This window comes from Pseudactinotalea suaedae, assembly GCF_009733815.1.
Lineage (GTDB): Bacteria > Actinomycetota > Actinomycetes > Actinomycetales > Beutenbergiaceae > Pseudactinotalea > Pseudactinotalea suaedae.
The window spans coordinates 262,186-285,757 of record NZ_WNXY01000007.1; the positions used below are offsets into that span (position 1 = coordinate 262,186).

At 73.0% G+C, this 23,572-nt stretch carries 22 protein-coding genes; 9 read left to right on the forward strand and 13 right to left on the reverse strand.

Going from position 1 to position 23,572, the window contains the following annotated elements:
* Positions 1-9: 9 nt before the first annotated feature.
* The 3 genes from GPA04_RS12860 to GPA04_RS12870 are packed head-to-tail and all read right to left on the reverse strand — an operon-like array spanning position 10 to position 2,360.
* The gene (locus GPA04_RS12860) at positions 10-456 is read right to left on the reverse strand and encodes a DUF6912 family protein (protein WP_156224571.1); all 447 of its coding nucleotides are present in this window, start codon (positions 454-456) and stop codon (positions 10-12) included.
* Between the two features lie 9 nt (positions 457-465).
* On the reverse strand, positions 466-1,743 hold the full coding sequence (locus GPA04_RS12865) for a CpaE/TadZ family protein (protein ID WP_156224572.1): 1,278 nt from the start codon (positions 1,741-1,743) through the stop codon (positions 466-468).
* A gap of 2 nt (positions 1,744-1,745) precedes the next feature.
* Positions 1,746-2,360: a CpaB family protein gene (locus GPA04_RS12870; RefSeq protein ID WP_156224573.1), complete on the reverse strand. Its 615-nt coding sequence runs from the start codon at positions 2,358-2,360 to the stop codon at positions 1,746-1,748.
* A gap of 182 nt (positions 2,361-2,542) precedes the next feature.
* Between GPA04_RS12870 and GPA04_RS12875 the strand changes: the two genes are divergently transcribed.
* Positions 2,543-2,761 carry a helix-turn-helix domain-containing protein gene (locus tag GPA04_RS12875; RefSeq protein WP_156224574.1) on the forward strand — a complete coding sequence of 73 codons (219 nt, stop codon included), beginning with the start codon at positions 2,543-2,545 and terminating at the stop codon, positions 2,759-2,761.
* An 8-nt stretch (positions 2,762-2,769) separates the two neighbouring features.
* Here the strand turns inward: GPA04_RS12875 and GPA04_RS12880 are convergent, their stop codons facing one another.
* On the reverse strand, positions 2,770-3,276 hold the full coding sequence (locus tag GPA04_RS12880; protein WP_156224575.1) for a hypothetical protein: 507 nt from the start codon (positions 3,274-3,276) through the stop codon (positions 2,770-2,772).
* A 122-nt stretch (positions 3,277-3,398) separates the two neighbouring features.
* Between GPA04_RS12880 and GPA04_RS12885 the strand changes: the two genes are divergently transcribed.
* A complete protein-coding gene (locus GPA04_RS12885) occupies positions 3,399-4,112 on the forward strand; it encodes a LysM peptidoglycan-binding domain-containing protein (protein WP_156224576.1) in 714 nt (237 codons plus the stop codon).
* Positions 4,109-4,615 carry an Rv3235 family protein gene (locus GPA04_RS12890; RefSeq protein WP_156224577.1) on the forward strand — a complete coding sequence of 169 codons (507 nt, stop codon included), beginning with the start codon at positions 4,109-4,111 and terminating at the stop codon, positions 4,613-4,615. Before GPA04_RS12885 ends, GPA04_RS12890 begins: the two co-directional genes overlap by 4 nt.
* A 22-nt stretch (positions 4,616-4,637) precedes the next feature.
* Here GPA04_RS12890 and secA read toward each other — a convergent pair whose 3' ends face one another.
* The 7 genes from secA to mtrA all read right to left on the reverse strand — a co-directional run bounded on the left by secA (position 4,638) and on the right by mtrA (position 14,758).
* Positions 4,638-7,514 (reverse strand): preprotein translocase subunit SecA, encoded by a 2,877-nt coding sequence (secA, locus tag GPA04_RS12895; protein WP_241680787.1) that lies wholly within the window; start codon positions 7,512-7,514, stop codon positions 4,638-4,640.
* Positions 7,515-7,623: 109 nt separating this feature from the next.
* The gene (locus GPA04_RS12900) at positions 7,624-8,880 is read right to left on the reverse strand and encodes a winged helix-turn-helix domain-containing protein (RefSeq protein ID WP_156224579.1); all 1,257 of its coding nucleotides are present in this window, start codon (positions 8,878-8,880) and stop codon (positions 7,624-7,626) included.
* Between the two features lie 89 nt (positions 8,881-8,969).
* A complete protein-coding gene (gene hpf / locus GPA04_RS12905; protein WP_156224580.1) occupies positions 8,970-9,626 on the reverse strand; it encodes a ribosome hibernation-promoting factor, HPF/YfiA family in 657 nt (218 codons plus the stop codon).
* Positions 9,627-9,785: 159 nt separating this feature from the next.
* Positions 9,786-10,580, reverse strand: coding sequence for a ComF family protein (locus GPA04_RS12910; protein WP_156224581.1), 795 nt, complete (start codon positions 10,578-10,580; stop codon positions 9,786-9,788).
* A gap of 85 nt (positions 10,581-10,665) precedes the next feature.
* The gene (locus GPA04_RS12915) at positions 10,666-12,384 is read right to left on the reverse strand and encodes an LpqB family beta-propeller domain-containing protein (protein ID WP_156224582.1); all 1,719 of its coding nucleotides are present in this window, start codon (positions 12,382-12,384) and stop codon (positions 10,666-10,668) included.
* Positions 12,381-14,075 (reverse strand): MtrAB system histidine kinase MtrB, encoded by a 1,695-nt coding sequence (gene mtrB / locus GPA04_RS12920; protein WP_156224583.1) that lies wholly within the window; start codon positions 14,073-14,075, stop codon positions 12,381-12,383. Before mtrB ends, GPA04_RS12915 begins: the two co-directional genes overlap by 4 nt.
* Positions 14,072-14,758, reverse strand: a complete 687-nt coding sequence (gene mtrA / locus GPA04_RS12925) for an MtrAB system response regulator MtrA (RefSeq protein ID WP_156224584.1) — start codon at positions 14,756-14,758, stop codon at positions 14,072-14,074. The genes mtrB and mtrA overlap by 4 nt, the downstream gene beginning before the upstream one ends.
* A gap of 135 nt (positions 14,759-14,893) precedes the next feature.
* Between mtrA and GPA04_RS12930 the strand changes: the two genes are divergently transcribed.
* From GPA04_RS12930 to GPA04_RS12950, 5 genes are read left to right on the forward strand one after another with little or no spacing between them, the layout of a single operon-like run.
* Positions 14,894-15,955: a DUF7847 domain-containing protein gene (locus GPA04_RS12930; RefSeq protein ID WP_156224585.1), complete on the forward strand. Its 1,062-nt coding sequence runs from the start codon at positions 14,894-14,896 to the stop codon at positions 15,953-15,955.
* Position 15,956: 1 nt separating this feature from the next.
* Complete coding sequence (locus tag GPA04_RS12935; protein WP_241680771.1) at positions 15,957-16,646, forward strand: DUF4129 domain-containing protein; 690 nt, start codon at positions 15,957-15,959, stop codon at positions 16,644-16,646.
* Entirely contained in the window at positions 16,643-17,827 is a 1,185-nt protein-coding gene (locus GPA04_RS12940) for a DUF4350 domain-containing protein (protein WP_156224586.1), read from the forward strand. The genes GPA04_RS12935 and GPA04_RS12940 overlap by 4 nt, the downstream gene beginning before the upstream one ends.
* Positions 17,824-19,011 (forward strand): AAA family ATPase, encoded by a 1,188-nt coding sequence (locus tag GPA04_RS12945; RefSeq protein WP_241680772.1) that lies wholly within the window; start codon positions 17,824-17,826, stop codon positions 19,009-19,011. Before GPA04_RS12940 ends, GPA04_RS12945 begins: the two co-directional genes overlap by 4 nt.
* 18 nt (positions 19,012-19,029) lie before the next feature.
* Positions 19,030-20,322 (forward strand): DUF58 domain-containing protein, encoded by a 1,293-nt coding sequence (locus GPA04_RS12950; protein WP_156224587.1) that lies wholly within the window; start codon positions 19,030-19,032, stop codon positions 20,320-20,322.
* Between the two features lie 128 nt (positions 20,323-20,450).
* On the opposite strand, the gene GPA04_RS12955 is transcribed toward GPA04_RS12950, so the two are convergent.
* A complete protein-coding gene (locus tag GPA04_RS12955; protein WP_156224588.1) occupies positions 20,451-21,446 on the reverse strand; it encodes a stage II sporulation protein M in 996 nt (331 codons plus the stop codon).
* 40 nt (positions 21,447-21,486) lie between these two features.
* Here GPA04_RS12955 and GPA04_RS12960 point away from each other — a divergent pair, with 40 nt between their 5' ends.
* The gene (locus tag GPA04_RS12960) at positions 21,487-22,362 is read left to right on the forward strand and encodes an RDD family protein (protein ID WP_241680773.1); all 876 of its coding nucleotides are present in this window, start codon (positions 21,487-21,489) and stop codon (positions 22,360-22,362) included.
* Here GPA04_RS12960 and nhaA read toward each other — a convergent pair.
* Positions 22,338-23,561: a Na+/H+ antiporter NhaA gene (gene nhaA / locus GPA04_RS12965; RefSeq protein WP_156224589.1), complete on the reverse strand. Its 1,224-nt coding sequence runs from the start codon at positions 23,559-23,561 to the stop codon at positions 22,338-22,340. The two genes, GPA04_RS12960 and nhaA, sit on opposite strands and share 25 nt — an antisense overlap.
* Positions 23,562-23,572: the final 11 nt, after the last annotated feature.

Here is a 23,572-nt window from a genome sequence, read left to right on the forward strand (position 1 = left end):
CTCAGCTTCTCAGGCGAGCAGCCGCCGGAGCAGCTCGCGCTCGGTGACGTCGAACCAGAGCAGGTCCAGCTCGCCCGCGGCCTCGCTCGCCTCCTCGTCACCGCCGACGGCGGCCCTCACCAGCGCGGCCGCCTCGCCGTCGTCCGGGTCGTCGACATGGATGCTCACGACGGCGGACCACGGCACCTCGGGGGCGCTCACCTCGGTCGGGTCCTCGCCCCGCGCGGGCTCCGCCGCGCCGACATCGGCGGCGATGACGACCCGCACCGGCGCGTCGGTCGCCGTGAGCAGCGCGAGCGAGGTGTCGGCGGCCGCGAGGAAGGCGGGCACCTCGAGGTCCTCCTCGGACTCCCCGGGATAGGCCGAGCGCAGGGCCGGCGTCACGGCGTGCGCCGCCCGCGCCGCGATCGAGTCCGCGGCGAGGTCGGCCGCGCGTGCCGGCAGGTAGATCCGCATGTGCCGAGACTAGGTGCTGGCAGTGCTCGCAGTGCTCGCGCGGCCGCCCCGCCCGGCTCGGCGGCGCCGCGACCGCAGCTGCGCAGGAACACCGGTCACGGTCTCGGCGAGCCGGGCGATCGCCTCGCGCGCGGGCGACTTCGGCGCGCTCTCCACGAGCGTCGCGCCGCCGAGGCTGGCCTTGTCGCACGCCGACCGGTCGTCGGGGACGATCAGCACGTCGCCGACGCCCGCGAAGCGGTGCAGCGCCTCCCGCACCGAGTCCGCCGGCCGTGGACCGGCCGCCTCCGCCCGCACGCGGGTGACCACCACGTGGCGGCGGGAGGGCACGCCGGGGCGTCCGTCCAGGTCCAGCAACGCCTGCACCAGCCGCTGGATCCCGATCGGCTCGGCCGCGCCGACCATCACGAGCGCGTCCGCGTCGGCCAGCGCCGACGTGGTCACCGCGTTGCGTCGCTGACCGAGCACGGCGTCGAAGCCGCCCGCGCGGTCGTCGTCGGGAACCCAGACCCCGGCGTCGACCACGACCCAGTCGACGAGACGGCGAGCGGGAGCCCAGACCCCGTCGATGCCGGCACCGGAGACCTCGCGCCAGCGCGTCGCCCGCGGCAGGCCCGGCAGCACCAGCAGCCCGTCACCGACCTGCGCGCACAGCCGCAGCAAGGACGCCTCGTCCAGGGTCCCCTGGTCGGCGGCACGGACCGCCGCCGCGATCCCGGCGGACTCCTCGAGCAGCCCGAGCGAGGGGGCCACCGCGGCCCCCCAGATGTCGGCGTCGATCAGCAGCGCCCGCTGACCCGTCGCGGCGATCTCGGCGGCGAGGTTGATCGCGACGGTGGTGCGACCCGGCGCGCCCGTGGGGCCCCACACCACCACGAGACCACCACGCCGAGGCTCCTGCGCACTCGTCTCCTCCTGGTGGACGATCTCGGCCACCGCCGTCGGCACGGCCGCGGCGGCGGCCGCCGTCGCAGCGACGACCGCAGCCACGCCCTCGTCCGCCGCCACGACGGCGGCACCCATCGCGGTGTAGCGCTGCCGGTCCCGCTCGTCGCACACGACGACCGTGCTGGTGCCCGCCTGGGCGAGCCGGGCCACGAGCGAGCGGTCCGGCTCGTGCTCGGCGTCGATCACGGCCACAGAACCGAGCCCGGCCAGCGCGGCGGCCACCAGCTCCGCGACGTCCGCGCAGCGCCTCACCACGACCAGGTCCGGCGAGGCGTCCACACGCGTGACGGTCGCTTGCTCGAGATCGCCGACGAGCGCGACCAGGACCCCGTGGCTCACGCTCAGCCGACCCCGCCGAGGACCGGAACGATCGTGACCTGACCGTCGGCCGCGAGCGCGGCCAGCAGATCGGGCAGGGCGTCCTCGTGGACCAGGACCTGGACCTGCACCGAGTCGGCGCCCGCGAACACCGAGGTGTCGGCGTGCACGTCACGGACCTCGACGTCCTCGACCAGGAGCTCAGGCGCCAGCAGGCCGCCCTGCGGGGAGGTGGGGTCGGGCATCGCGACCCACAGCTCGACACGGCTGCCCGCCGTGACCAGGTCCTGCATCGCCGCGGACATCGCGATCTGCACAGGCCGCAGCTCGAGCTGCTCTTGCGAGCCCAACGAGGAGAGCGGCACCAGCTCGCCGGCACCGACCGTCCGGGTGATCACGGCGGTCTCGAGATCGGCTCCGGGCACCAGGTACACCCCCTCGACGCCGTCGAGCCGCACCTGCACGACCTGCAGGTCGGCGACCTCGACGACATCGCCCGGGGTCAGCGCGGTGTCCGCCTGGTACACCTCGACGGTCGCGTCGGCGCGCGAGACCGCCCAGGAGCCGAGGGCGACCGAGGCGACGACGAGCAGGATCCCGACACCCAGCCTCGGGTCGCGCCAGCTCGGCCTGCGCATGCGTCCCCCACCGGCATCCGTCACGGCTACCCCCTTCGGCTGTGATCGTGGCGGCCATTATGGATCAGTCCGTCCGGCCGCTGCAGCCCGTTGTCCACACGCTGCTCACCGTGCGACGCGCCGCCGTCCACAGCTCACCGCCGATGCGGCGACGACCACCTCGGAGGTGCGAGACTTCCCCCATGGAGCCGCGCTTCTTGTCGCTCGCCGATGTCTGCGAGGTGCTGCAGGTGCCGATGCCCACCGTACGGGCACTCGTGCGCAGCGGCGAGCTCCGGGCGATCCAGATCGGCGGCAAGGGCACGTGGCGGGTCGAGCGCACCGCGCTGGAGTCCTACATCGAGCACCGCTACGCCGTGGAGGAGCAGCGGTTGCGCGAGGGCGCGCAGGCGCGCGACTGACCCGGCCGTCAGGTCGAGGACACGCTCAGCAGCGCCGACCACGGGACGCTGAGGATGCCCAGCCCCGCCGCGACGTCGACGTGATCGGCACCCACCCGCACGAGCAGCCCGGTCTGGTCGCCGCCACGGCTGCGCACCACGACAGCCTGCCCCTCGCCCGCGAGCGCACGCAGCACGTGGCCCAGCCCGAGGCCACGCTCGATCGCGCCCGGCGCCGGCGCCGCACCGGCTAGCGGCCAGGCCATCGCGATCGCGGCCACCGGCACCAGGTGACGTCGCTCGCCCTCGGCCAGCAGCACCCACTCCGGGGCCGCGTCCTTGACGACGCCCACGCGGTCCGAGGAGTCCACCAGGCGCAGCGTCAGCGGAGCACCCAGGCGTGCCCGCAGCCGGTCGCCGAACCGGGTGCCGGCCGCCTCGGCCTCGGCGAGCTCGCGGATCTCGGCGTCGTCGTCCGCGCGGCGCTCCGCCTCCCACTGGGCCTGCAGATCGGCAAAGAGGGCGTCCCACCGCACGCGGCCACGGTACGGCACAGCACCTCTCGTCCACAGATGCCGGTGCGAAGCACTGGACCCAGACCTGCGGATACTGATAGGAACTGACATGAACTAACACGGTCAATCGCGAGGAGCTCTTCATGCATCGTCGGGTCGCCGGTGCCGCCACCCTCGCGGCAGCAACCTTCAGCGGCCTCGTGCTGCTCCTCGGCCTGCTGCGGCGGGCGATGACGCCCGGTCCGCGCACGCCGGACGACGTCGTGACGCTCGGCGTCCTGGCCATCGGCGTGCTCGTGCTCGGGTGGTACCTCGCGACGGCGATCGCCACGCTCAGCTGCCTGGTCGCCCGCGCCGCCGGGCGCGCCTGGGTCGCCGGTGAGCGACGCGTCGACCGCTGGGGCGCGCCGCTCGCGCGACGGTTGCTGCTGACCGGTGGCAGCGCCGCGGTCGCCGCGGCCGCAGCGTTCTCCCCCGCCGTGGCAGCACCGCCTCCCGCCGACGTGGGCCCTGTGGCTGCGCTGGCCGACGACCTGGGCTGGGGAGCCGACGACGACCCGGCGACGCCACCCGCCGACGCCACCGACGAGCCGTCGGAACCGTCGAGCCAGCCGGAACCCGAGGTCGACGCGGCCTCCTCCACGGCACCCGCGCCCAGCTACACCGTGGCTCCCGGCGACACCCTCTGGGCGATCGCCGAGCACCACCTGCCCGCGGGCAGCTCCGCCGTCGACGTCGCCGCGGCCTGGCCGGCCTGGTACGCGGAGAACCACGACGTCATCGGTCCCGACCCCGACCTCATCCACCCCGGTCAGGTGCTCGTCGCTCCCGACCACGACCCCGAGGAGCACGCATGAGCGCACTGGCTGCCGTCGATCCGATCACCCCCGCCGTCCCCGCACCCGAGGCGCAGCGTCCGGCGCACCTGCACGAGCTGCGCCCCTGGGACCGGATCGCCTTCCGTGCGCCCGAGCCCGAGCGTGAGGGCCGGGTCGACGACGCCCCGCCGCTGACCTGGCCGCGACCGCTCGTGCAGGACCTGCCGGACCCGGCGATGTGGTGCGGCACCATGGTCCGCACCTGCGTGGAGGTCCTGCTCGGCGCTCGCCCGCCGGCCCAGCTCGCACGCTGGCTGACCGCGGACCTCTACGAGATGCTCAGCCGGCGGGCGGTCCTGGGGAACACCGCACCGGCGACCGCGCGACGTGTGCGGCTGCTCCGCGTGCACGTGTGCGCGGTCGACGAGGCACGCCACGAGGCCGCGGTCGTGATCCACGACGGCCGGCGCGTCCGCGCGGCAGCCATCCGGATCGAGGTCTACCGCGGTCGCTGGCGCGCCACCGCGCTCGAGATCGGCTGAGCCGCTCGGTCGCGCGGGCGGATCAGCCCTTGCGCTTCTTCGCCTGCTTGGCAGCACGACGGCGAGCCTCACGGTTCGCCGAGCTCGCCGCGGCGCCACCCGGCGCTCCGGCGCTCGAGGCGCCGGCAGCGGGCTTCGCCGCCCCCCGGGCCGAACCGGTGACCCGGGTCCCGCCGTCGCCGTCACCCGAGGGCGCCGAGTACGTCAGCTGCCCCGGCCGCTGCGGCAACCCACCCACACCCAACGGGTCGGGCGCGCTCGCCCTGGCCGGGATCGACTTGCCGCCGGACCGCCGGCCCTGCTGCTGCCGCGGCGCCTTGGTCGGTGCCGGCACGTCGACCGGGGCGTCCTCGGTGCTGACCGGAGGCACGTCCTCGGTGCCGTCGGCCGGCGCGTCCTGGGTGCCGTCCGCGGGAGCGTCCTCCTGGCCGGGAACCTTGACGTCGAGGTTGAACAGGAACCCGACGACCTCTTCCTTGATCGCCTCGTCCATCGCCTGGAACAGCTGGAAGCCCTCGCGCTGGTACTCGACGAGCGGGTCGCGCTGCGCCATCGCGCGCAGCCCGATGCCTTCCTTGAGGTAGTCCATCTCGTAGAGGTGCTCACGCCACTTGCGGTCGACCACCGACAGCACCACGCGCCGCTCGAGCTGGCGCATCACATCGCTGCCCAGCTCCTCCTCGCGCTTGGCGTAGGCGATCGTCGCGTCCGAGGTCAGCTCGTCGATCAGCATCTCCCGGGTCAACCTGGTCAGCCCACCGGCCTCCTCGATCACGTCCTCGACGGTGATCGAGACCGGGTAGATCTGCTTGAGGTCGGTCCAGAGCTGCTCGAGGTCCCACTCCTCCGGCACGCCCGCGGTCGTGGCCTCGGTGACGACGTTGGTGATGACCTCCTCCCGGAAGGCCAGCACCTGGTCGGTGAGGTCCTCGCCGTTGAGCACCCGACGGCGCTCGCCGTAGACGACCTCACGCTGACGCGAGAGCACGTCGTCGTACTTGAGGACGTTCTTGCGGATCTCGAAGTTGCGAGCCTCGACCTGGGACTGGGCGCTGGCGATGCCGCGGGAGACCATCTTCGACTCCAGCGGCAGGTCGTCGGGGAATCCCGGCGCGTTCATGAACCGCTCGGCGAGCCCGGAGTTGAACAACCGCATCAGGTCGTCCTCGAGCGAGAGGTAGAAGCGCGACTCCCCCGGGTCGCCCTGGCGACCGGATCGACCGCGGAGCTGGTTGTCGATGCGCCGGGACTCGTGCCGCTCGGTGCCCAGCACGTAGAGGCCTCCGAGCTCGGTCACCTCGTCGTGCTCGGTCGCGACGGACGTCCTGGCCTCGGCGAGCGCAGCGGGCCAGGCGGCCTCGTACTCCTCGGGGTTCTCGACGGGGTCCAGCCCCATCTGCGCCATCGCCTCGATGGCGATGTACTCGGCGTTGCCTCCGAGCATGATGTCGGTACCGCGACCGGCCATGTTCGTGGCGACCGTGACCGCGCCCTTGCGGCCGGCCATCGCGACGATCGCCGCCTCGCGCGCGTGCTGCTTGGCGTTGAGGACCTCGTGCGGGACGCCCTGCTTCTTCAGCAGCTTGCTGAGCAGCTCGGACTTCTCGACGCTGGTGGTGCCGACCAGCACCGGCTGCCCGTCGGCATGCCGCTCGACGATGTCGGCCACGACCGCGTCGAACTTCGCTGACTCGTTCTTGTAGACGAAGTCCGACTGGTCCACGCGCACCATCGTGCGGTTGGTGGGGATCGGGACAACGCCGATCTTGTAGGTGTTGGCGAACTCCGCGGCCTCGGTCGCGGCGGTACCGGTCATCCCGGCCAGCTTGTCGTAGAGGCGGAAGTAGTTCTGCAGCGTGATCGTGGCGAGCGTCTGGTTCTCCGCCTTGATCGCGACGCCCTCCTTCGCCTCGATCGCCTGGTGCATGCCCTCGTTGTAGCGACGCCCCGGGAGCACGCGACCGGTGTGCTGGTCCACGATCAGCACCTCGCCCGACTTGACGATGTAGTCCTTGTCGCGGGCGAAGAGCTCCTTGGCCTTGATCGCGTTGTTGAGGAACCCGATCAGCGGGGTGTTCAGCGACTCGTACAGGTTGTCGATGCCGAGGTGGTCCTCGACCTTCGCGATGCCGGGCTCCAGGACCCCGACGGTGCGCTTCTTCTCGTCGACCTCGTAGTCCTCGTCGGCACGCAGCCGCTTCGCGACCCGCGCGAACTCGGCGTACCACTTGTTGATGTCGCCGGAGGCGGGACCCGAGATGATCAACGGGGTACGGGCCTCGTCGATGAGGATCGAGTCGACCTCGTCGACGATCGCCATGTTGTGGCCGCGCTGCACGAGCTCCTCGGCGCTCCACGCCATGTTGTCGCGCAGGAAGTCGAAACCGAACTCGTTGTTGGTGCCGTAGGTGACGTCGGCGGCGTACTGCTCGCGCCGCACGTCCGGCGTCTGCCCGGACACGACGGTGCCGGTGGTCAGGCCGAGGAACCGGAACACGCGGCCCATCAGATCGCTCTGGTAGGAGGCCAGGTAGTCGTTGACCGTGACGACGTGCACGCCCTTGCCCGACAACGCGTTCAGGTAGGCGGGCAGCAGCGCGGTCTGGGTCTTGCCCTCACCGGTCTTCATCTCGGCGATGTTGCCGAGGTGCAGCGCCGCACCACCCATGATCTGGACGTCGAAGTGTCGCTGCCCCAGCGTCCGGTCGGTCGCCTCGCGGACGACGGCGAAGGCCTCGGGCAGCAGCGAGTCCAGGGTGGCGCCGTCGGCGATGCGCTGCTTGAACGCCTCGGTCTCGGCTCGCAGCTCGGCGTCCGAGAGGTCCGCCATCACGTCCGAGAGCGCGTTGACCTGGGTGGTGAGCGCGCTCAGACGCTTGAGCACGCGCCCCTCGCCCATGCGAAGGATGCGATCGAGAACGGACACACTGGCTCCTGGTGCTGCTGGGGAACATGCGGCTGGCTGCCGACCATCGTACGTGCGGGGCCTCCCCCGGCGCGCGGCCGCCTCAGAGGACGTGACGCAACGCCCCCACGAGGTCGCCTCGCGCATCGTCGGCGATCTCGATCCGCGACAGCCCGAGCCACTGCGCCGACGCGCGCAGCTCCTCAGCCATCTCGGACGCGACCACCGGCGCGGCCGGGCCCTCCGCCTCCTTGAACGCGGTGCGCACCACCAGGGTTCCCCGTGCCCGGTCCGCCTTGAGGTCGGTGCGCCCGGCGACCTGGTCGCCGAGCAGGAAGGGCAGCACGTAGTAGCCGTCGGTGCGCTGCGCCGCCGGGGTGTAGATGCCGATCCGGTAGTGCATGCCGAACAGCTCCAGCAGCCGGCGCCGCTCGAAGACCAGCGGGTCGAACGGTGCGAGCAGCGCACGTGCGTGCGTCACGCGCGGCAGGCTCGCCTCGGCGTGCAGATACACCGGCCGGGACCAGCCGGACACCTCGACCGGTTCCAGCCGTCCTCGCTCCACGAGCAGCTGCACCGCAGCGGTGGCCTGGGCGACGCTCATCCGGAAGTAGTCGGCGAAGCAGCCGATCGTGCCGATGCCGTGGGCGCGCGCCGCCGCGTCGACGAGCGTGGTGACCGCCTCGCGCTCCTCCACCTCCGCCAGACCCACCAGCGCCGGCGGCAGCACCCGTTCGGTCAGGTCGTAGGCCCGCTCGAACTGCGACGTCCGGTGAGCGACGGCGAGCTCACCGGTGAAGAAGCAGGCCTCGAGCACCTGCTTGGCGACCGACCAGTTCCACCCCCAGTGCTCCTTGGGGCCGCGCTCGTGGCCGAGCAGCTCGTGCATCTGGCCGGCCGTGATCGGCCCCTGCTCCGCGACGACGTCGAGCACGTGGGCGTAGACCTCGGGATGCTTGGTGCGCACCTCGGCGGCGAAGCCGCGCTCGGCGAACCGTCGCATCCGGTACCGCAGCAGGTGGAACGTCTCGGGTGGCACGTAGGCCGCGACATGGGCCCAGGACTCCATCAACCGCCGCGGCCGGGAGGGGGTGCCCCGGGAGGCGCGGTCGATCAGCCCGGCGTCATAGGGCCCGAGCCGCGAGAACGCCGGCAGCAAGTGGGCTCGCGCGATCACGTTGACCGAGTCGATCTGGAACAGCCCGACACGGTCGATGGTGCGTTGCAGGTGCGCCATCGTGACGGCACCGCTGGGACGCGCCTGCCGGCCGGTTCGTGCCAGGCCCTGCGCGTGGATCGCCACCCTGCGCGCCTGGGCGAGGGTCAGCCTGCGGGTCGTCGTCGAGCTGCTCGTGGCCACCGGTCCACTATGGCGGCTGCCACCGACAGATGCCGCTCGCCACGGGTCCGCCGGGCGCGACGCGCTCGCCCGGCGGACCCGGCGTCAGGTCACGCGGACGCGGCCACCTCGGCCGGCTGGGTGGTCGTGTTCAGTCGGATGACGCCGTAGGTCCAGCCCTTGCGGCGGTAGACGACCGCTGGCTGGTGGGACTCCGCCTCGATGAACAGGAAGAACGGGTGCCCGACGAGCTCCATCTCGGCGACGGCGTCATCCACGGTCATCGGCTCGGTGTCGTGGACCTTCTGACGGATCACCACCGGTGAGTCACCGAGCTGCTGCTCGACGGCGACGCCCGGCTCGAGCGGTCCGCCGAAGCTGGTCTCCTCGACCTCGGCCTCGACCTCGGTCGAGGCCTCCGGCGCGGGAGCGACGTGGTCGCCGTGCTCACCGCGTCCGTGGTGCCGGGACTTGCGTCGGTCCTGGTGCCTGCGCAGCCGCTCGAGGAGCTTGGTCGTGGCGAGGTCGAGCGCCGCGTAGCGGTCCGAGGCACTCGCCTCGGCTCGCACGATCGGCCCCTTGGCACGGAGCGTGAGCTCCACACGCTCGGCCACCTCGGCCATGCGTGGGTTCGCCTCGTGCATGATCTCGACGTCGACGCGCTGGGCGTAGGGCTGCAGCTGGCCCACCTTCGCGAGCTTGCCCTCGATGTGCCTGCGGAACCGCTCGGTTACCTCGGTGTGTCGGCTGACGACCACGATCTCCATGGTGAACAGAACCTCCGTGAGTACCTCGTGCCGTGGTCGGTGCCGACCACGGCTGCTGGTTCACCGCACGGACCACCCGCGCGGCTCTGCTGGTCGTGGCATCACCCCCCGCTCTCCCAGCTCTGCAGCTCGGGCGGGGTCGGGGATCATGTGTCGACGCTAGTCCACCTCCCTGAGGATTCGCTGGGTTTCTTTGCCTGGACCTGACAGATCGATGACCCCTGATCCGGGCGGGGCGGTCACCGCGAGCGCGACCGCTCCCACGACCACGCCACCGGCTGCCCGCAGCGCATCCGCACTGGCGGCGAGCGTCGCCCCCGTGGTGACGACGTCGTCCACGAGCAGGCACGCGCAGCCCTCCGGCAACCGCCCTCGGCAGCGCACGGCCCGCGCCCGGTCCCTGCTCCGTGCCGCGGCTCCCAGCAGGTGGCCGCTCCCCTCACGACGGCGGAGCGGGTCGACGACGGCGACCTCGCGTCCCGTCGTGGCCGCCAGACCGCGGCCCAGCGCGTCGGCCAGCTCACCGACGACGAACCGGCCGGCCCTGCGCCGAGCCGCACCCGAGGGTGCCGGGACCACGAGAACGCGACCCTCCGTCGTCGGCCACTCGATCTGGGCCACCGCCCCGGCCGCGCGCTCGACGGCGGCGGTGAGCGGTGCCGCGAGGTCGGGCCGGCCACCGGACTTCCAGGCCAGCACGGCGTGCCGGACCGGTCCCGCGTAGACCGCGAGCGCCCACGTGGGCAGCGGTGGGCGCTGATGCGGCGCGTACTCCGGCGTCCCCAGGTGCTGCGTCAGCTCCTCGCACCGTTGCGGCTCCCCGAGCAGCGCGGTGCAGCGGCGGCACAGCGCCCGGTCCGGCCGCCCGCAGCCGGCGCACTCCTGCGGCAGCACCAGCCGGCCGAGCGCGCGGAGCACGGCGGCGGCCTCACCTTGGCGTGGAGCTCCGGCCATCCCGTCAGCATCGCGCTTTCGAGCGCGTGGCGGCTCCGGTGCGAGCCCCGCCTGTGGACAGCGGCACGTCGCGGCGTCCTGTGGATCACCCGGCGAAGGCCGCCGCGAGCACCCCTTCGTCTTCGTCGATACGTCGCCACCCGTTGCCGCTGCGGCCGTACAGATCACCGGCGGCCGTGACGAGGAACAGCTCGCGTCGACCGTCGCCGGCCGCGACCGCGATGGCGCCCTCGACCGTGGGCAGCGGCGCCGTCTGGCCGCCGACCCCGACGAGCAGCACCGTGAGGGCCGCCTCGCCGTCGGCACCCAGCACCCCGAGCTCGACGTCGTCGACCCACACCAGGTCGCGGACGTTCGTCAGCGGCGCTCCGATCGGCTGCCCCTGCGACACGGCGACCGGTCGACCCGAGGAGTCCCGTTCGATCGCGGCCACGTAGACGATGACCGAGGTGGTGGTCCTGACCGCGTAGGCGAGCCGGGCGCCCTCGCGGCTGACGCGGATGGCGACGACGTCCGCGCCTGCCAGGTCCGGGACCGCCACGGCCTCGGTCGCGCCGGCGACCGGGTTCGCCACGACGAGCTGGCCCTGGTTCGTCGCGGTCCCGGTCGGGCCGGTCCACACCCAGCCGTGGGCGTCGTAGGAGGGCGCCAGCAGCGGGGCGTCCGGCGCGTGCAGCACCGTCGGTTCCCCGCCGCCCTCGGCGAGCGCGACCAGGGTGCGTGAGCCGACCAGCCCCACGAGGGGGCCGGCCGCGTACGGGAGCGCGAGCGCGTCGAGCCCGCCGGGCACGCCGTAGCCACCGGCGAGCTGGCTGAGGCCGTTGCCGCTCAGCAGGCCCAGCCCCTCACCCGTGGCCACGACCGGGCCGCGGACCGGGACCGGCGTGGCCTCGATCGGGGCCAGCGACTCCTCGATCGGCAGCACGTTGTCGTCCACGCTGATCTGCACCCGGTTCACCTGGCCGAGCTGCCGAAGGGTCTCGGCCAGCTGCTTCTGCGCATACGCCCGGTCGGCCGCACTGGCGTCGAGGAACTCGGTGCTGAGGGAGACCGTGGCGACCCGGTCGTCGATCTGGACCCCTTCGATCGCCAGCTCGGTCCCGCCGGGGAACGCCGTGACGACGGCGGGTGAGGTCAGCCAGTCGACGGGTCCGCCGAGCAGCGCGCGCACCGAACCCCGCACGGCGCTCGAGCGTGGCAACCAGCGCAGGTCGGGGACGAACCGCGGCTCCTCGTCCCCGCTGAGGAAGTAGATCGGCACCTCGCGGTACTGGGTCCCGAAGGTCACCTCGCTCATCAGCACGCCCGCCTCGAGCTGGCTGATGCGCCACTGGTCACCCGCGATCTGCACCAGCTGGAAGTGGAACTCCTGCCGGGTTCCCGGCGCCGCCTCGGTGTAGCTGCCGTCAGGCGCCACGGTCGCCGCCACGGTCGCCGCCACGGTCACCGAGCTCCCGACCGATCCCGCGACCGCACCCTCGACCGTGACCTCGAGCGGGACCGCGTCCGAGTACACCGTGACGCCGCCCAGGGAGTTCCACTGCGAGGCGCCTGCGACGGTCATGAACTCGCGGGCGCGTGCGAAGTCGTCGCCCAGCCCGAAGCTGGAGGCGAGCAGGAAACCCTGCACGATCGCCTCCTCCGAGGCGTCCTCCGCCGGGCCGGGCGCGACGACCTCGATGCCGCTGTCGACCGGTGGTCCCCCGCGGCCCTCCGCGACGCCGCCGTCGGTGGGCAGCGACAGGCAGCCCGTGAGCGCCACGAGCACGACCGTGGCGACGGCGAGCAGTCGTCGGGTCCTCATTCGCTGATCTCCGCCATGAAGTCGTCCGGCAGCGCGTGCGGGCCGGCCGGGTCCCGGTGCACCTCCGGCTCCACGTGCTCCCGCGGCGGCCGCAGCTCCAGCGGGTGCTGCTGGATCTCCAGCCCCGCGCGCAGCGGCAGCGTCAGCCGGAACGAGGCTCCTTCGCCGGGCGATCCCCACGCCTCGAGCGTGCCACCGTGCAGCCGCGCGTCCTCGAGCGAGATCGCCAGCCCCAGACCGGTGCCCCCGAGGGTCCTGCGCCGCGCGGGGTCGGCTCGCCAGAACCGGTCGAACACGCGCTCCGCCTCGGTCGCGGTCATGCCGATGCCGTGGTCGCGCACGAGCACCGACACCGCGCGCGCGTCCGCGGCCATCAGCACCTCGATCGGCTCGCCCTCGCCGTGCTCGACGGCGTTGACCAGCAGGTTGCGCAGCACCCGTTCCACGCGGCGGCTGTCCATGTCGACGCGGACGCGCCGGTCGGGCAGCGTGCTCACGATGTGGGAGCCGCGCTGCTCGGCGAGCGGCTCGACGATGTCGATCACGCGCTCGACGACGACGCGCAGGTCGGCCTCCTCGACGTCGAGGGTGGCTGCTCCGGCGTCGAACCGGGAGATCTCCAGCAGGTCCGCGAGCAGCGACTCGAACCGGTCGAGCTGCGTGGCCAGCAGCTCGGCCGAGCGCGCCTCGGTCGGACCGAAGTCACCTCGCGCGCTGTTCAGCACCTCGCTCGCCATCCGGATGGTGGTCAGCGGCGTGCGGAGCTCGTGCGAGACGTCCGAGACGAACTGCTGCTGCATCGTCGACAGGTGCGCGAGCCGTTCGATCTGGTCCTGCATGCTCTGCGCCATCTCGTTGAACGAGCGCGCCAGCACGGCCAGCTCGTCGACGCCGTGGACGTCCATGCGTTCGTCGAGCAGCCCGTCCGCGAGCCGGCCGGCGGTCCGAGCGGCCTGCTGCACGGGGTTGAGCACCTGCTTGGTGAGGTACCAGGTCATCACCAGCAGCAGCAGCACCAGCGCGAACGCGCCGACGAGCAGCACGCGCTGCAGCAGGTCGAGCGTGGCCTGCTCCTCGGCGAGGCTGTAGACGAAGTAGAGCTCGTGCTCACCCGCGATCGGCAGCGTCACCAGGGAGCCGGCGGCGATGCCCGGCTCCACGCCGTCGGCGGTGCCGATCGCGACCGGCTGCCACATCTGGGTGTCCTGCTCGCGGACCGCCTCGCGCAGGGCGTCCCTGATCAGGGCGCGCTGGTCGTAGTCCGAGACGTACTCCGGGAACTGGGTGCCCTGACCCGGCAGCCGCAGCAGCAGCACCGACGGCCCGCCGGTGCTCCGCACCGAGTTCAGGACGTCCCAGACCAGCTGCTGGACGTCCTGCAGCCGGGCCGCGTTCGAGGAGTCGAAGGCGCTCTGGACCTGCTCTGCGCGCACCGCGGCGTCGGTGAGGATCTCCTCGCCACGGGTGTCGTAGAGCGCGTCGCGCACCTGCCCCGACAGCGCGGCCCCGAGCGTCAGCAGGGCGATCAGCCCCACGGCGACCGTCGTCACCGACACCCGCACCCGCAGCGACCGGCGCCAGGCACGCGCGAGAGCCCGGACCCGGGCGCGGGTGCGCCGCCACGCGGAGCGGCCCCGGCGGCGCAACCGCTCCAGCCACGGCGGGACCGCCCGCTCAGCCCCGGTGCTCATCGCGCCGGCGGGGCTCCGGCCCGGTAGCCCACGCCACGCACCGTCACGACGACCTCGGGACTCTCCGGGTCCTGCTCCACCTTGGCGCGCAACCGCTGCACGTGCACGTTCACCAGCCGGGTGTCGGCCTGGTGCCGGTAGCCCCAGACCTGCTCGAGCAGCACCTCGCGCGAGAACACCTGCCACGGCTTGCGGGCGAGCGCGACCATGAGGTCGAACTCCAGCGGGGTGAGGTTGATGACCTCCTCGCCGCGGGTCACCCGGTGCCCGGCGACGTCGATCACGAGGTCGCCGATCAGGAGGCGCTCGGTGTCCGGCCCGTCGTGACGGCGGAGCCTGGCCCGGATCCGCGCCACCAGCTCCTTGGGCTTGAACGGCTTGGCGATGTAGTCGTCGGCGCCGGCCTCGAGCCCGCTGACCACGTCGGTGGTGTCGCTCTTGGCGGTCAGCATGATGATCGGGACACCCGACTCCGCCCGGATCTGCCCGCACACCTCGATGCCGTCGATGCCGGGGAGCATCAGGTCGAGCAGGACGAGGTCGGGCTGGCTGGACCGGAACGCCTCGAGGGCGCCGGTGCCCTCGTAGCAGAAGACCGGTTCCAGGCTCTCGGACTGCAGGACGATACCGATCATCTCCGACAGCGCGGCGTCGTCATCGACAACCAGGACGCGTGGGCTCATGGCCCTATGGTCGCACCAGGGCCCGGGTTCGGTGCCCGGGCAACGCCGCAGCGCCCCAGAGCGGTGCCCGCGGGCCCCCGCGCCCGGCGTGCGTGCGAGGATGGGCGCCCGAGGATGTGAGCAAGGGGAACAACAGTGAGCACACCGACGCCGCCGCCCGGGGGCGGGGACCAGTACCACGGTCAGGGCACCGGCTGGGGCGACGCGCCCCAGGTGCCCAGCTACGGCTCGCCCCAGGCCTACGGCCAGTTCGGAGCGCCCGGTCAGGGCCCGTTCCCGCCGGTGGCACAGCCCGGGATCATCCCGCTGCGGCCGCTCACGATGGGCGAGATCTACGACGGCGCGTTCAAGGCGATCCGCGCGAACCCGTTGGTGATGTTCGGGCTCGCGGCGGTCGTCGTCGCGGTCGTGACCATCATCCAGGGCGCGTTCACGTGGGGCCTGTCGGAGGAGCTCAACCGGTGGGCCGGTCAGACCCCGACCGAGGCGGACCTCGATGAGCTGTACGGAACCCTGAGCGCCTCGCTGCTGCCCAGCCTGCTCAGCGGCGTCGTCAGCTTCGTCGTCACCACGGCGCTCAACGGCGTGCTCATCCACAGTGTCAGCCAGTCGGTGATCGGGCGCACACTTCCCCTGGGTGAGCTGTGGAAGCTGGTGCGGCCGCAGCTGTGGAAGCTGATCGCGCTGACGCTGCTCATCAGTATCGCCGCCGCGCTCGTCATGATCGTGTGCTTCGTGCCCGCGTTCGTCGCGGGTGCCAGCGGTGACCTCGGGCTGACCCTCGGCCTGGCGCTGCTCGGGCTGGTGCTCGCGATCGCAGCGCTGCTGTTCGTGGTCGTCGCGACCGTGCTGGCGACCCCGGTGCTCGTGCTCGAGCGGTCCGGGGTGGTTGCCGCGGTGCGGCGCTCCTGGCAGCTGACGCGGACCTCGTTCTGGCGGATCGCGGGCATCTACCTGCTGACGTCGATCCTCGTGGCGATCGTCGCCGGCATCGTGTCGGCGCCGATCGGGATGCTCGGCCAGGTGATCGGCGGCGTCACGGGCATGACGATCGCGCAGCTGGTCGGCACCGTGGTGGCGGCGGCGATCACCACCCCCTTCGTCGCGGGCGTCATCGCCCTTCTGTACATCGACATCCGGATCCGCCGCGAGGGTCTGGACGTCGAGCTCGCGGCGGCGGCGGCCGAGGGCGTCTGAGGTGCACGGTCCGGGACTGCTGGGCCTCGCGGTCCCGCGGGAGCCGCCGCTCACGCCCGACGCCGACGAGGCACGCTCGTGGGCCGAGCGTGAGCTGGAGAAGGCGATCTACGACCGCTCCCCCAGTCTGTGGGACCGGTTCCTGGACTGGTTGAACGACCTGTGGGAGCGGATCTTCGACTCGAGCGGCTCGCTCGGTCCGGTGCTGATGCCGCTGGTGGTGCTGCTGGTGCTGGCCGTCGTCGTGGGGATCGCGCTGCTCGTCGGCGGCCCGATCCGTCGCCGCCGCCTGCGCCGCGGGCAGGGCAGCGTCGAGGTCCTCGACGGCGACGAGCGCACCTCGGCCGCGCTGCGCAGAGCCGCCGACGCCGCGGCCGCCGCGGGCGAGTACGGCACGGCGGTGCTCGAGCGGTACCGGGCCATCGTCCGCTCCCTCGACGAGCGCGCGGTGCTCGAGGACCGGCAGGGCCGCACCGCCCACGAGGCCGCCATCGCCGCCGGCGCCCGGCTCGCGCCCTGCGCGGACGCGCTGCGGCGCGCCGCCGAGATGTTCGACGGCGTCTGCTACGGCGATCTCGTCCCGACGGCCGACGACGACGCGTGGCTGCGTGGGGTCGATCGCCAGGTCGCCGGCACGCGCCCCTCGCGCACCGGTGACCTCGCCGAGAGCGAGCTGGTGGCGCCACGATGAGCAGCACGGACACCGCCACGAGCGCTCCCACGATCGTCGCGCGCGGCTACGGCGCGGGCGAGCGAGGACCCGAGACGAGCACCGCCGCCGGTCGCCGCCGCACGGTGACGATCGTCGTCGCTGTCGTCGCGCTGCTGCTCGTCGCCGTGCTCGTCGCCCAGCTGACCACCCGGAGGACCTCGGACGTGGCCTACGCCCCCGACAACCCTGACCCACGTGGCGCGCGTGCCGCGGCACAGGTGCTCGAGGAGCAGGGCGTCGACGTGACCTATGTCCGGACCACCGCGGCGGCGATCGCCGAGGCCGAGGCCGGGAGCACCCTGCTCGTGCTCGACGCCGACACCCTGCGCCCGGAGCAGCAGCAGGCGATCGCGGAGGTCGAGGCCGACATCGTGCTGGCCAACCTCGGTGGCGGCAGCCTCAGCGCCCTGACCGACCGCATCGAGATCGACTCCTACACGCAGCGGGCGAGCCGGCCGGTCGACTGCGAGGACGAGCACGCCGTGGCTGCCGAGAGCATCACCGCCGGCGGCGCGGTCGTCAGCGGCGACGTCGAGACCTGCTTCCAGGCCGGCGAGAGCGGTCTGTACGCCACCTGGACCGAGGGCGACCAGACGTGGCGGGTCCTCACCGACGGCTGGATGCTCACCAACACCGGGTTGCCCGTGGCCGGCAACGCCGCGCTGGTGCTCCGCTCCCTCGGCGCGCACGACCGGCTGGTCTGGTACGTCCCGGACCCGAACGACGGCTTCGGCACCGAGACCCTCGCCGACCAGTTCCCCCTCCCTGCCCCGGTGGTCCTCCAGCTGTTCCTCGTCGGCGTCGCGATCGTGCTCTGGCGCGGGCGCCGGCTCGGTCCGGTCGTCGTCGAGCCGCTGCCGGTCCAGGTCAAGGCCTCTGAGACCACCCGCGGCCGCGGGCGTCTGTACCGGCGCGCGGGTGCGCACGCGCACGCCGCCGCGGCGCTGCGCGCAGGTTTCGTCGCCCGCGTCGCCGGTCGGGTCGGGCTGCCGAGCCACGCCGGCCGCGACCAGGTCGTCGACACCCTCGCACGGGCGAGCGGCCGCAGCCACGAGTCGATCTTCGACGTCCTCTACGGACCACCCCCGACCACCGACGAGGGCCTCGGCTCTCTCACCCAAGCCCTCGACACCCTCGAAAGCGAGGTCCAGCGCGCATGACGCAGCCGTACCAGCCCCAGCAGCCGTACCAGCCCCAGCAGCCGGAGCAGCAGCCTCAGCAGCCGTACGGCTACGGGCCGCCGCAGCAGCAGCAGCCGCAGCAGTCCGAGCAGCCCTACGGCTACGGCCCGGGTCCCTACGCACCCCAGGGCTACGACCCCCAGCAACCGGAGCAGCAGGGGTCCGAGACCGGTGTGCTCGCGCAGCCCGAGCTGCCGCCCGAGCAGGGACCCGGCTCCGAGGTGCGGACCAAGCTGGCCAGCCTGCGCACCGAGGTGGCCAAGGCCGTCGTCGGTCAGGACGCGGCGGTCACCGGTCTGGTGATCGCGCTGCTGTGCCGCGGCCACGTGCTCCTCGAGGGCGTGCCGGGCGTGGCGAAGACGCTGCTGGTGCGCACGTTGGGCGCCGCGCTCGACCTCGAAATGAAGCGCGTGCAGTTCACGCCGGACCTGATGCCCGGTGACGTGACCGGTTCGCTGGTCTACGACGCGCGCACCTCGGAGTTCTCCTTCCGCGAGGGCCCGGTGTTCACCAACCTCATGCTCGCCGACGAGATCAACCGCACGCCTCCGAAGACCCAGGCGTCGCTGCTCGAGGCGATGGAGGAGCGACAGGTCAGCGTCGACGGCACGCCCCGCCCGCTGCCGGACCCGTTCGTGGTGATCGCCACCCAGAACCCGGTCGAGTACGAAGGCACCTACCCGCTGCCCGAGGCCCAGCTCGACCGGTTCCTGCTCAAGCTCGTGCTGCCGCTGCCCGAGCGCACCGACGAGATCGGCGTGCTGCAGCGCCACAGCGACGGCTTCGACCCCCGCAACCTGCAGGCCGCCGGGGTCTCCCCGGTGGCCGGTGCGGACGACCTCGCGCAGGCCCGCGAGGAGGTGCGCCAGGTCCAGGTCGGTCCGGAGGTGCTCGGCTACATCGTCGACATCTGCCGGGCCACCCGCACCTCGCCGTCGCTGTCGCTGGGTGTCTCGCCCCGTGGTGCGACGGCGTTGCTCGCCACCTCGCGCGCGTGGGCGTGGCTGACCGGCCGCACGTTCGTGACGCCCGACGACGTCAAGTCGCTCGCGCTCCCCACGCTGCGGCACCGCGTGCAGCTGCGCGCCGAGGCCGAGCTCGAGGGCGTCAGCACCTCCTCGGTCCTCGAGGGCGTGCTCGCGACCGTGCCCGTCCCGCGCTGAGCGGAGCGCCGAGCAGACATGTCGATCACCTGGCGAGCCGTCGCGCTGGCAGCACTGGGCCTGGTGCCCGTGCTGCTGCTGCCGCAGATGGCGACGGTCGGTACCTGGCTGCTGATCTGGCTCGCGCTCGTGATCCTGGACGCGGCGCTGGCGGCCTCGCCGGCGAAGGTCGCGATCACCCGTGGCCGGTTGCCGGCGGTGCGGCTGACCGAGCCTGCGACCTCGACCCTCACGCTGGTCAACACCGGTGGGCGGCGGCTGCGCGGTGTCGTCCGCGACGCCTGGCAGCCGACGGCCGGCGCCGAGCGCAACCGGCACCCGCTCGACATCCAGCCGGGCGAGGCGCGCAGGGTCAGCACCCCGCTGCTGCCGGTGCGGCGCGGCGACCTGCTGCCCCATCGCGTGACGCTCCGTACGCTCGGGCCGCTGGGCATCGCCGGCAGGCAGCGATCGATCCCGGTGCCGGGGACGCTGCGGGTGCTGCCCGAGTTCTCCTCGCGCCGCCATCTGCCGTCGCGGCTGGCGCGGCTGCGCGAGATGGACGGTCGTAGCGCCGTCAACGTCCGCGGGCCCGGCACCGAGTTCGACTCGCTCCGCGAGTACGTGATGGGCGACGACGTCCGTGCGATCGACTGGCGCGCCACGGCCCGCCGTCAGGAGATGGTCGTGCGGACGTGGCGCCCCGAGCGCGACCGGCGCGTGCTGATCGTGCTCGACACCGCGCGGCTGTCCGCCGCCCGCCTCGGCGACGCCCCGCGGCTCGACGCCGGCATCGAGGCCGCGCTGCTGCTGACCGCGCTGGCGACCCGGGCGGGCGACCGGGTGGAGCTGGTCGCCGTGGACCGGGAGGTGCGGGCACGCGTGAGCGGCACGCACGCCTCGGCCGTGATGTCGACGATGGCGGCCGCCGTCGCACCCGTCCACCCCCGGCTCGTGGAGCCGGACTGGACGCTGGTGGCCCAGCTCGTGCGGGACCGGCTGTCGCAGCGAGCGCTGGTGGTGCTGGTCACCGCCGTCGAGGCGAGCTCGGTCGAGACCGGTCTCGTGCAGGTCGCCGCCACGCTGGCGGGCGACCACCAGGTGGTGGTGGCGTCCGCGACCGATCCCGAGGCCGAGGCGCTGCGCCGGGGTCGCGAGACCTCGGCCGACCTGTTCGACGCCGCGGCGGCCGAGCGCGCGGGGCTGGAGCGCCGCGCCGTCACGGTCGAGCTGCGTCGAGCCGGCGTCGAGGTGGTCGAACGGCTCCCCGACGACCTGGCTCCCGCCCTCGCCGACACCTACCTCGCCCTCAAGGCTGCCGGCCGGCTCTGAAAGGACGGCGGCCCGACCGGTCCGGTGGTGGGCAGAAGTCGTCGCTGGTCACGCGTGCGAGCGCTCACACGCCCGAGACGCCGTGATGCGCGCCCAGTTCTGCCCGCAGGCCCTCGGACGGCGCGGCCTCAGCCGGCCATGGCGACGGTGTCCTCCAGCTGGTCGGCCCGCATGTCACCGGTCTCACCGTGGCGGACCGCGATGCGGCCGAGCACCAGCGTGTAGACCCAGTAGACCGCGAGCGCGAGCGCTCCGATGGCGATCTTGACCGCCGTCGGCAGCTCCGAGGGCGTCACGTACCCCTCGATGAGGCCGCACACCAGGAACAGCACGGTCAGCCCGATGACCAGGGTGATCATGGCCCTGCCCTCCTCGGCCATCGCGCGCGCCCGCGTGCGCGGTCCGGGGCTGACCCACGTCCAGAACAGCTTCAGCCCGGCGCCGCAGGCGATGAAGATGCCCGACAGCTCGAGCAGCCCGTGCGGCAGGATCAGGCCGAAGAACACGTCGAGCATCGTGAACTCGGCGAGCACCGCGGCGGCCTGCCCGATCGCCATCGCGTTGGCGACCAGCAGGTAGATCGGCCCGATCCCGGTGGGTCCGAGCGCGATCGCGCGAGCACCGATCCAGGCGTTGTTGGTCCAGACCTGGGTGGCGAACGTGCCGGGCTCGTAGGTGGAGTAGTAGGAGGCGAACGCCTCCTCGGCATAGCGCTGCCGCTCCGTGGGGGTGCCGATGGCCGCCAGCAGCTCCGGGTGCGTGAAGGTCCACCACGCGGTGGCGACCCCGATGAGGATGAAGGCGAGCATCATCGCCACCGTCCACCACCGCACCCGGTAGAACGCGGCGGGGACCGAGACCACGAAGAAGCGGACGACGTCGCTCCAGCCGGGCTCGTGCGCACCGGCGATCAGGCTGCGGCCGCGACCGAGCAGGTTGGAGAGCCGGGTGAGCACCGTGGGGTCGGGCGCCGACGTGCGCACCCGCGAGTAGTCGGTGGCCGTGGCCTGGTAGAGCCGGATCAGCTCGTCGGCCTCGGGCCCGCTCAGCCGTCGCGAGCGGGTGAGGTCGCGCAGCCGGTCCCAGCGCGAGGAGCGCACCGCCACGAATGCGTCGACGTCCACGGCGCCATCCTCGCACGCCCTCGAGCACTAGCCTGGAGCCATGTCCACGACCGCGCCGACCGCACCTGCGGCGAACGGCGTGATGACCCCGGCCGGCGATCCGGTCGTGGCAGGGCTGGTCGTCACCGGCGAGGCGGTCGCGCTGGAGCTGCGCCCGGCCAACGTCGCCCAGCGTCTGATGAGCGGTGTCGTCGACCTCGCGATCTACGCCGCGGTCAGCTTCGCGCTGCTGCTCGGGCTGTCCCGGCTGATCGAGAACACCGCGCACTTCAGCATCCTCATGGTGGTGGTCACCGTCACGATGATGGTCGCCCTCCCGACCACCGTGGAGTCGCTCACCCGTGGCCTGTCGGCCGGGAAGCTCGCCGTGGGCATCCGGGTCGTCCGGGACGACGGCGGACCGGTCAGGTTCCGGCACGCGCTCGTCCGGGCGATGCTCGGCGTCGTCGAGATCTGGCTGACGTTCGGTGGTCTGGCGGTGGTCGTCGCGATCATCAACAAGCGGAGCAAGCGCCTGGGTGACCTGCTGGCGGGTACGTACGCCATCCGGGTGCGTGGCGCCGAGGACGCGCTCGCCCCGTTGCTGATGCCGCCCGACCTGGCCGCCTGGGCGGAGGTCGCCGACATCCGTCGGCTGCCCGACCAGCTCGCGCTCTACGCCCGGCTGTTCCTGTCGCGCACCGCGATGATGAACCCTCCGGTGCGGGAGCAGCGGGCCCGTCTGTTCGCCGCGTCGATGGAGCCCTACGTCTCGCCGCCTCCGCCCTGGGGCACGAACCCGGAGCGGTTCATCGCGGCGGTGCTGGTCGCGCGGCGCGACCGCGAGTACCGGTCGGCCGTGGCCGAGGAGGAACGCGCCGCCGAGCGCGCGGAACGGACCCGGCGGCTGCCCTACGAGATCCCCGACGCGTCCTGAGCCGCCCGCCGCAGCTCGTGACGGCGGCCGCGCCAGACCAGCAGCGCACCTCCGACCAGGGCGGCGAGCAGCGAGGCCGCCAGCACGCCCATCGTCGCGTGCTCGGTGTGGGGGCTTCCCTCGCCGTACGCGAGCCCGGCCACCAGCAGCGAGACGGTGAACCCGATCCCGGCCAGGGTGCCGACCGCGACCACGTCCGCCCACCGCAGCCCGGGAGCCAGCGACACCCCCCGGAACCGGCACACCAGCCACGTGGTCAGCGTGATGCCCAGCGGCTTGCCGACGACCAGGCCGAGGACGATGCCCTGCGCCACCGGGTCGGCCACCGCCTCGGCGAGCGCGGCCGGCGCCACCGCCACCCCGGCCGCGAACAGCGCGAACACCGGGACCGCGAAGCCCGCCGACAACGGTCGCCACCGGTGCTCGAGGCGTTCCGCGTGCGCGATCGGGACCACGAGCCCGAGCGCCACCCCCGCGATCGTCGCGTGCACACCGGAGGTGTGCAGCAGCGCCCATGCGACCAACGCCAGCGGGATCAGCAGCAGTGGGTGGGTCAGGCCCGCTCGCAGCAGCAGCCAGAACAGGACGACCGCCGCGGCGGCAGCCAGCAACCACAGCAGGGCGATGCCGTCGGAGTAGCCGATGGCGATCACGAGGATCGCGAGCAGGTCGTCGACGACGGCGAGCGTCAGCAGGAAGGCGCGCAACGCCGTCGGGAGCTTCTTGCCCGCGATGCCGAGCACAGCGACGGCGAACGCGATGTCGGTCGCGGTGGGGATGGCCCAGCCGTGCGGCCCGCCGCCCTCGGCGGTGGTGTTGACCGCGAGGAAGAGCAGCGCGGGCACCACCATCCCGCCGACCGCCGCGACCACCGGGACGATCGCGGTGCCCAGACGGCGGAGCTCACCCTCGACGATCTCGCGCTTCAGCTCCAGGCCGACGACGAAGAAGAAGATCGCGAGCAACCCGTCGGAGGCCCACTGGCCCACGGTGAGGTCCAGGTGCAGCGCAGCGGGGCCCAGCTCCAGGTCGCGGAGGCCGGTGTAGGCGTCCCTCCAGGGCGAGTTCGACCAGAGCAGCGCGATCACCGCGGCGACCACGAGCAGCACCCCGCCCACCGACTCCCCGCGCAGGGTGTCGAGGTAGTTGCGCAGCCCGCCGGGTGTCAGACGGCTGAACAGCGGTTCGCGCTGGCTCATGGCGGCTCCCG

Excerpts from the sequence above, each read along its gene's own strand:
- GPA04_RS12860 (WP_156224571.1), bottom strand. The coding sequence starts at position 456 with ATGCGGATCTACCTGCCGGCACGCGCGGCCGACCTCGCCGCGGACTCG.
- GPA04_RS12870 (WP_156224573.1), bottom strand. The coding sequence starts at position 2,360 with ATGCGCAGGCCGAGCTGGCGCGACCCGAGGCTGGGTGTCGGGATCCTG.
- GPA04_RS12875 (WP_156224574.1), top strand. The coding sequence starts at position 2,543 with ATGGAGCCGCGCTTCTTGTCGCTCGCCGATGTCTGCGAGGTGCTGCAG.
- GPA04_RS12885 (WP_156224576.1), top strand. The coding sequence starts at position 3,399 with ATGCATCGTCGGGTCGCCGGTGCCGCCACCCTCGCGGCAGCAACCTTC.
- GPA04_RS12890 (WP_156224577.1), top strand. The coding sequence starts at position 4,109 with ATGAGCGCACTGGCTGCCGTCGATCCGATCACCCCCGCCGTCCCCGCA.
- secA (WP_241680787.1), bottom strand. The coding sequence starts at position 7,514 with ATGGGCGAGGGGCGCGTGCTCAAGCGTCTGAGCGCGCTCACCACCCAG.
- hpf (WP_156224580.1), bottom strand. The coding sequence starts at position 9,626 with ATGGAGATCGTGGTCGTCAGCCGACACACCGAGGTAACCGAGCGGTTC.
- GPA04_RS12910 (WP_156224581.1), bottom strand. The coding sequence starts at position 10,580 with ATGGCCGGAGCTCCACGCCAAGGTGAGGCCGCCGCCGTGCTCCGCGCG.
- GPA04_RS12915 (WP_156224582.1), bottom strand. The coding sequence starts at position 12,384 with ATGAGGACCCGACGACTGCTCGCCGTCGCCACGGTCGTGCTCGTGGCG.
- mtrB (WP_156224583.1), bottom strand. The coding sequence starts at position 14,075 with ATGAGCACCGGGGCTGAGCGGGCGGTCCCGCCGTGGCTGGAGCGGTTG.
- mtrA (WP_156224584.1), bottom strand. The coding sequence starts at position 14,758 with ATGAGCCCACGCGTCCTGGTTGTCGATGACGACGCCGCGCTGTCGGAG.
- GPA04_RS12940 (WP_156224586.1), top strand. The coding sequence starts at position 16,643 with ATGAGCAGCACGGACACCGCCACGAGCGCTCCCACGATCGTCGCGCGC.
- GPA04_RS12945 (WP_241680772.1), top strand. The coding sequence starts at position 17,824 with ATGACGCAGCCGTACCAGCCCCAGCAGCCGTACCAGCCCCAGCAGCCG.
- GPA04_RS12950 (WP_156224587.1), top strand. The coding sequence starts at position 19,030 with ATGTCGATCACCTGGCGAGCCGTCGCGCTGGCAGCACTGGGCCTGGTG.
- GPA04_RS12960 (WP_241680773.1), top strand. The coding sequence starts at position 21,487 with ATGTCCACGACCGCGCCGACCGCACCTGCGGCGAACGGCGTGATGACC.
- nhaA (WP_156224589.1), bottom strand. The coding sequence starts at position 23,561 with ATGAGCCAGCGCGAACCGCTGTTCAGCCGTCTGACACCCGGCGGGCTG.